This is a genomic window from Clostridium sp. (assembly GCF_040797585.1).
Lineage (GTDB): Bacteria > Bacillota > Clostridia > Clostridiales > Clostridiaceae > Clostridium_Z.
In genome coordinates this window covers 1-5,804 of record NZ_JBFNEO010000180.1, presented here as the reverse complement: position 1 = coordinate 5,804, position 5,804 = coordinate 1, and the positions used below count along the sequence as shown (strand labels likewise).

At 30.4% G+C, this 5,804-nt stretch carries 7 protein-coding genes; 5 read left to right on the top strand and 2 right to left on the bottom strand.

Annotation, left to right across the window (positions count from 1 at the left end):
• Positions 1–588: 588 nt before the first annotated feature.
• Genes AB2369_RS10735 through AB2369_RS10715 form a run of 5 tightly spaced genes read left to right on the top strand, consistent with a single transcriptional unit; the run spans position 589 to position 4,883 of the window.
• Positions 589–1,128, top strand: a complete 540-nt coding sequence (locus AB2369_RS10735; protein WP_367666476.1) for a helix-turn-helix domain-containing protein — start codon at positions 589–591, stop codon at positions 1,126–1,128.
• Positions 1,129–1,151: 23 nt separating this feature from the next.
• Complete coding sequence (gene potA, locus AB2369_RS10730; RefSeq protein ID WP_367666477.1) at positions 1,152–2,201, top strand: spermidine/putrescine ABC transporter ATP-binding protein; 1,050 nt, start codon at positions 1,152–1,154, stop codon at positions 2,199–2,201.
• Complete coding sequence (locus tag AB2369_RS10725) at positions 2,202–3,044, top strand: ABC transporter permease (protein ID WP_367666475.1); 843 nt, start codon at positions 2,202–2,204, stop codon at positions 3,042–3,044.
• A complete protein-coding gene (locus tag AB2369_RS10720; protein ID WP_367666474.1) occupies positions 3,038–3,844 on the top strand; it encodes an ABC transporter permease in 807 nt (268 codons plus the stop codon). Before AB2369_RS10725 ends, AB2369_RS10720 begins: the two co-directional genes overlap by 7 nt.
• Positions 3,837–4,883 (top strand): PotD/PotF family extracellular solute-binding protein, encoded by a 1,047-nt coding sequence (locus AB2369_RS10715; RefSeq protein WP_367666473.1) that lies wholly within the window; start codon positions 3,837–3,839, stop codon positions 4,881–4,883. The genes AB2369_RS10720 and AB2369_RS10715 overlap by 8 nt, the downstream gene beginning before the upstream one ends.
• Positions 4,884–5,085: 202 nt before the next feature.
• Here the strand turns inward: AB2369_RS10715 and AB2369_RS10710 are convergent, their stop codons facing one another.
• On the bottom strand, positions 5,086–5,436 hold the full coding sequence (locus AB2369_RS10710; protein ID WP_367666472.1) for a RidA family protein: 351 nt from the start codon (positions 5,434–5,436) through the stop codon (positions 5,086–5,088).
• Positions 5,437–5,562: 126 nt separating this feature from the next.
• The coding region (locus tag AB2369_RS10705) for a sensor histidine kinase (protein WP_367666471.1) at positions 5,563–5,804 on the bottom strand (242 nt) is incomplete at its 5' end.

Genomic DNA, 5,804 nt, shown 5'->3' with positions numbered 1-5,804 from the left:
ATTTTAAGTAAAAAAATTGGGCTGTCTCACTTTTTATTGTGAGACAGCCCCTTTTAAAATTTCTATCTAAAAAGTTTACAAATAGTTTTATTAAATTCTATTACTTAATATATAAATTTCTTTAAATTAATCTAAAATCTCTTAAATTAAGTTAAATTATACTAAATTTTTTATAATTAATATACTATGCTCCTTATAAGTCTATCTTTTAAAGTTTTTCTTTCACACTTGAATTTTCTATGTTAGAGCTACTTCCCCCTCAGTACTTAATATATATTTCTCATTTTCACTTCTTAGTATTTGTAAACTAAATTCTTAGTCAGTGCAATTTATCATATTTATCTGCATAATATTATATGATTAGTTATACTAAACTATAGAGTTCCTTTTTTTAAACTAATCATTTTCATTATCTTTCTCAAGTCTTTATTATAGTAGATTTACAGAGTAATATTTCTAAAATTTTTTTTCGAAAAAATATTGATTTTTCCTATAGAAATATATATAATATTTCTTGTTGTTTAGAAATTTTAAACTTAAAGTTTAGAAATATTGATTATAAAAATATATATTTTAGAAGGTGTAGATGTGCAAATTGGTGATAAGATAAGAAGGCTAAGAATCGAAAAACAGCTAACTCAAGAAGAACTAGCAAATAGATGTGAACTTTCAAAGGGATTTATATCACAACTTGAAAACGACCTTACTTCTCCATCTATTGCTACCTTAATAGATCTTCTAGATATTCTAGGAACAAATCTTCAGGAATTTTTTAGCGACCATCAAACGGAGAAAATAGCCTTTTCTGAAGAGGATATGTTTGAAACAGAAAATTCGGAACTTAAATACCACATAATGTGGCTAGTTCCTAATGCACAAAAGAATGAGATGGAACCAATAATGGTTACCCTAGAACCTGGTGGAAAGTTTGTAGAGGATAATCCCCATGAGGGAGAAGAATTCGGCTATGTACTTTCTGGAAGTATTTATCTTCATTTAGGTGAAAGGATTGTTAAAGTAAAAAAAGGTGAAAGCTTTTACTTTAAACCTAAGGCTAATCATTATATATCTAATAGTGGACGAACTCCTGCAAAGGTTATATGGATAAGTACTCCGCCTACGTTTTAGCTTAATGGAAAGAGGTGTTTATTATTTTGAATGAAAACATTATTGAGTTGAAAAATATATCTAAGTCCTATGAAGATAATAAGGTTTTAGATAATTTAAATCTTCAAATAAAAAGAAATGAATTTTTAACCCTACTTGGACCTTCAGGTTGTGGTAAAACTACTACTTTGAAAATCTTAGCGGGTTTTGAGACTGCTGATAGTGGTAATGTTATGTTTGAAAACAATGATATAAGTAGTGTGCCTCCTTATGCACGAGCTTTAAATACAGTGTTTCAAAAATATGCATTATTTCCTCATATGAATGTATATGAGAATATAGCCTTTGGACTTAAAATAAAAAAGGTTTCTAAAGAGTTAGTAGATAAGAAAGTTAAAGAAATGTTAAAGCTAGTTGCTCTAGAAGGATTTGAAAAGAGAAAAATTGATTCCTTAAGTGGTGGGCAACAACAAAGGGTAGCAATAGCTCGTGCCCTTGTTAATGAGCCAAAGGTACTATTGCTAGATGAACCTTTAGGAGCCCTTGATCTAAAGCTTAGAAAAGAAATGCAACTAGAACTAAAAAAAATACAGAAAAAATTAGGTATCACCTTTATTTTTGTAACTCATGATCAAGAAGAGGCATTAACCATGTCTGATACTATAGTAGTAATGAACAATGGTAGAATTCAACAAATGGGTACTCCAGAGGATATATACAATGAACCCTCTAATGCTTTTGTAGCAAATTTCATAGGTGAAAGTAATATTTTACCTGGAGTTATGATGGAGGATTTTAAAGTTAAGTTCTCAGGAATGGTATTCCAATGTGTTGATAAAGGTTTTGGAAACAATACTCCTGTTCAAGTGGTTATAAGACCTGAGGATATAAAAATTGTAGAAGCAGATAAGGGAATGATAAAAGGAAGAGTTACTTCTGTTATCTTTAAAGGAGTTCACTATGAGATAGAAGTAGAAGTGGATGGAGTTAAATGGATACTTCATAATACTAAATGTGTGGAAGCTCAAACTGAAATAGGAATGGATATAGCTCCATTTGATCTTCACATTATAAATAAAGAGAGTGATGTATAGATGAAAAAGATTAAACAAACCACCCTATACTCATCTCCATATCTTGTATGGAGTCTTATATTTGTAATCTTCCCCCTACTTATAGTATTATTTTTTAGCTTCACACAAAAAACTGGAGATTCCTATAGTTTTACTCTTGCAAACTTTGAAAAAGTATTCGATATAACTTATATGAAGGTTTTCGGCTTATCCTTATACCTTGCAGCTATATCAACAATACTATGCCTATTAATAGGGTATCCTTTAGCTTATTTAGTATCAAAGCTTGGTGAAAAAAGAAGAAACCTTGTTATAACTCTAATGATACTTCCTATGTGGATGAATTTTCTACTTAGAACTTATTCTTGGATGGCCATACTAGGTAATAATGGAATAATTAATACTATACTTACTAAAATAGGTTTACCTAAGCTTAATTTACTTTATAATAATGGTGCAGTTCTTCTTGGTATGGTTTATAATTTCTTACCATTTATGATACTGCCTATATATACAGTTCTTATAAAAATGGACAAGGATCTAATAAATGCCGCTTCTGATTTAGGTGCTACTAGATGGCAAACTTTTAGAAAAGTTATATTGCCTCTTTCTATTCCTGGAGTAGCCTCTGGAATAACTATGGTATTTATGCCAGCAGTTACAACTTTCGTAATATCTAGACTTCTAGGTGGAGGACAGTATATGCTAGTAGGTAATCTTATAGAACAACAGTTTACCACTATGGATGACTGGCACTTTGGTTCTGCATTATCTATATTCATGATAATAATTATTCTAATATCCATGGCAATAATGGGTAGATATGATAAAGATTCTAAGGAAGGTGGTGGGAACATATGCTAAGAAAGCTTGAGAATATAGGAACTAAATTCTATATAGGATTAATCTTCTTCTTTTTATACGCTCCCATAGCTGTACTTATAGTATTCTCTTTTAATGATTCTAAATCCATGGCTACTTGGAATGGATTTACTTTTAAATGGTACGGTGAGCTTTTAAATAACGATAGAATACTTACAGCCTTATACTATACCTTATGTATAGCACTAATATCAGCCTTAGTTGCTACTATTATAGGTACAGTAAGCGCCATAGGGATTCATAAAAGTACAGGTTTTAGGAAAAAACTATTATTAAATATAAATTATATTCCTGTTTTGAATCCAGATATAGTTACAGGTATTTCTTTAATGTGTTTATTCATATTTTTAAGGGGCTTTATGGATATAAGCTTTGGATTTTTAACCATGCTTCTAGCCCATATAACCTTTAATATACCCTATGTAATTTTATCTGTATTACCTAAGTTAAGACAACTTCCTTTAAACTTGGAGGATGCTGCTCTAGATCTTGGAGCTACTCCAAGTTATGCCATGAGAAAGGTAATACTTCCTCAAATAAAACCTGGTATTATTTCCGGTTTTTTAATAGCCTTTACTATGTCCATAGACGACTTTGTAATAAGCTTCTTTACTACAGGTCCTGGAGTTACTAATCTATCTATAGAGATCTACTCCATGGCAAGACGTGGTATAAAGCCTGAGATAAATGCTTTATCCACTATAATGTTCCTATTAGTTTTAATACTTTTATTATTTATAAATAAAAAGGATTCTATTGTAAGGAGTGGTTCTATTGAATAAAATAAAAAAATTAGTAGCAGTAGCAATAAGCGCAGTTATGATAACTTCTATTTTTGTAGGATGTAACAAAAAAGCCCCGGAAGCTACAATAAATTTCCTAAATCAAGGAGATTATATTGATGAGGATTTATTAAAAAAATTTGAAAAAGAAACTGGTATAAAAGTAAACTATGAAAGTTTCGATACCAATGAACAAATGTACCAAAAGCTTAAGTCTGGAGCAAATTCCTATGATTTAGTAATTCCATCAGATTATATGATTGAAAGAATGATTAGTGAAGATATGCTTGAAAAACTAGACTATAATAATATACCTAATATAAAAAATATAGATCCTAAATTTACTAAACTTCCTCATGATAAAACTGATGAATATACAGCACCTTATATGTGGGGAACTGTTGGAATTTTATATGACTCAGAGAAAATTAAAGAGCCAGTTACTGATTGGGATATACTATGGGATCCTAAGTATGAAAATCAAATAATAATGTATGATTCCATGAGAGAATCTATGGGAATTGCCCTTCAAAAGCTTGGATATTCTCTAAACTCAACAAATGATGAAGAGATAAAAAAAGCTGAAGAAGAGCTTATAAAGCAAAAACCTTTAGTTAGAGCTTATATGGTAGATGAAATGAAGGAAAGAATGGCTGCCGGAGAGGCTGCTCTTGCTGTAGCTTGGTCTGGAGACGCTGTTTTAATTCAAGAAAAAAATCCAAACATCAAATATGTAATTCCTAAGCATAGCAATATTTGGATTGATGCTATGTGTATTCCAAAAGGAGCTCCTCATAAAGAAGAGGCAGAAAAGCTTATAAACTTCCTACTTGATGGAGAAAATGCAAAACAGAACTCTGAATATATAGGATATTCTACAACAAATAAAGCTGCCTTTGATTTATTAGATAAAGAAATGCAAGAAGATAAAGTAGCTTACCCTGATGAGGAATCCTTAAAGGAACTAGAATATTATTCTTATTTAAAAGATAATATTAAAAAATATGAAGAAGCTTGGATAAAAGTTAAATCTGAATAAAATAAAAGGTATGGATATAATATCCATACCTTTTCTTATTAACTTAAAATTCTTCTATAGGGTTCCTAAGTTGAATTTTAATATATACATAGTGAAAAATCCTTTAATATCAATCATTTCACAATGTATATTTTTCATATCCGATAAGGAACCCTATATATAGTTCTACATAGAACATAAACTTATTCTATAGGATTATTCTTTATTTAACCGCTGCTATAACAGACATTTCAACTAGGATTTCCTCTCTTGCCATTTTAGCCTCTACACAGGCTCTAGCAGGCTCAAAACCATTCTCTACCCAGTTATCCCACACTTCATTCATTTCACTAAATAACGACATTTCCTTTATGTATATTGTAGTGGATAATATATGATTTTTATCTGATCCATATTTATTTAAAAGCTCTTCTATCTTCTCAAGTACTGCACTTGTTTGAGCTTTTATATCTTGATTTTTATCCCCTGATGTTTGTCCACATAAATATATAGTGCCATTATGTACTACAGCCCTACTCATTCTTCCAGTTCCTTCATATCTTTCTATTGTCATTTTAATACCCCCTGTTTTTTACGATTCTATAAAGCCAGTACCCTAGATCTTTATTAGAACCCCCTATATTTTTACTTTTCTATTATAACAGCTCGTAAAAATGTTTTCAAACCTTAAGTAAAACTTTTAATCCTGTTTACAAGGAAGTGTGATTATAAATTCACTCCCTCTATTAACCTCACTTTTAACCTCTATTGTTCCATGATGTAATTCTACTAAAGATTTAACCAAGGTAAGTCCTATACCACTACCCTTTTTAGAGAAAAGTCCACAATTAGGTACTTGAGCAAATCTATTAAATATTATCTTTTGATTTTCCTCTGATATACCAACACCTGTATCCTTTACAGATATTTTAACCTTCTCTC